Origin of the sequence: Paraburkholderia sp. BR14320, assembly GCF_040948665.1 — a bacterium.
GTDB lineage: Bacteria > Pseudomonadota > Gammaproteobacteria > Burkholderiales > Burkholderiaceae > Paraburkholderia > Paraburkholderia youngii.
In genome coordinates this window covers 1-1,228 of the sequence record NZ_JBFPKG010000192.1, presented here as the reverse complement: position 1 = coordinate 1,228, position 1,228 = coordinate 1, and the positions used below count along the sequence as shown (strand labels likewise).

Annotated in this window: 1 protein-coding gene; it reads left to right on the top strand. The window is 60.8% G+C overall.

Annotation, left to right across the window (positions count from 1 at the left end; all coding sequences use genetic code 11):
- Positions 1–165: 165 nt before the first annotated feature.
- Complete coding sequence (locus tag AB3X89_RS39770) at positions 166–1,215, top strand: IS110 family transposase (protein ID WP_368587999.1); 1,050 nt, start codon at positions 166–168, stop codon at positions 1,213–1,215.
- Positions 1,216–1,228: the final 13 nt, after the last annotated feature.

Here is a 1,228-nt window from a genome sequence, read left to right as displayed (position 1 = left end):
GGGATTGGCCGAGCTGCCTTGGCGTTGACCTGTCGATCGGGCTCCGGCGTTCCCCGAGCGTTGCCGGGCCCAGCGTTTGTGACCTGATAGGAGCTTTGTCCTGCACCGTGAGTGTCCTGTCCAGCGAATGGGGTTGGCGATGCGCCCACTTCGACGGAAACACGCATGGAACAACACGAAGTCATTCTTGGCGTCGACACGCATCTCGATACGCATGTCGGTGCAGTAATCAGCGAAACGGGGAAGCTCCTCGGAACCCTGTCGGTGACTGCCGAAACGGCGGGATATCTCAAGCTGCTGACCTGGGCAAATTCTCTTGGTCATCTGCGCCGCGCTGGCGTTGAAGGAACCGGCACCTATGGCGCAGGCCTTGCCCGTGTGTTGCGCGATCACGAGATCGAAGTGCTGGAGGTCAATCGTCCTGATCGGGCTGCGCGTCGATCGCGCGGAAAGTCCGATCCGACCGATGCGGAAAACGCTGCGCGAGCGGTCCTCGCCGAAAAAGCAACGGCGATTCCCAAAGAGCAATCTGGAGCGGCCGAAGCGATGCGAACTGTTTCCGTTGCTCGTCGTAGCGCCGTCAAGGCCAAGACGCAGGCGATCAATCAGTTGCGGGCCTTGCTGGTGAGCGCGCCGCAGGACATCCGCGAGCGTCTTCTGAAGACAAAGACTGCCGAATGCGTTGCTAGCTGCGCACGGCTGCGCTCGTTGGGTGATACGCCTATGTTGCAGACTCTGGCAACCACGTTGCGCTTGCTGGCAAAGCGCTACCTCGCGCTCGCGGAAGAGCTCAAGACGCTCGACGCGATGCTCGAACGCCTGACCCTCAAGCATGCCAGACGGCTTCGAGAACGATTCGGCGTTGGGCCTCAAACGGCGGCTGTGCTTGTTGCCGTTGCAGGCGACAATCCGGAACGCTTGAAAAGCGATGCTGCACTCGCCGCGCTTTGTGGCACGAGCCCATTGCAAGCATCCTCTGGCAAAACGGTCCGGCATCGCCTGAACCGTGGAGGCGACCGTGCTGCAAACAACGCCCTGTGGACCATCGCCATGGTGCGCATGCGCAGTGATCCGAGAACCCGGGCGTACGTCGAGCGACGAACCAAGGAAGGCATGTCGAACAAGGAAATTCACCGCTGCCTGAAGCGCTATATCGTCAGGGAGTTGTACCCGCTCATTCTGGCCGACTTGGCCGATTCGGCCCGCGCTTCTTGACATAGGAGCGTCA

Bases quoted from the DNA above. Each gene is read 5' to 3' on its own strand.
- AB3X89_RS39770 (WP_368587999.1), top strand. From the start codon at position 166: ATGGAACAACACGAAGTCATTCTTGGCGTCGACACGCATCTCGATACG.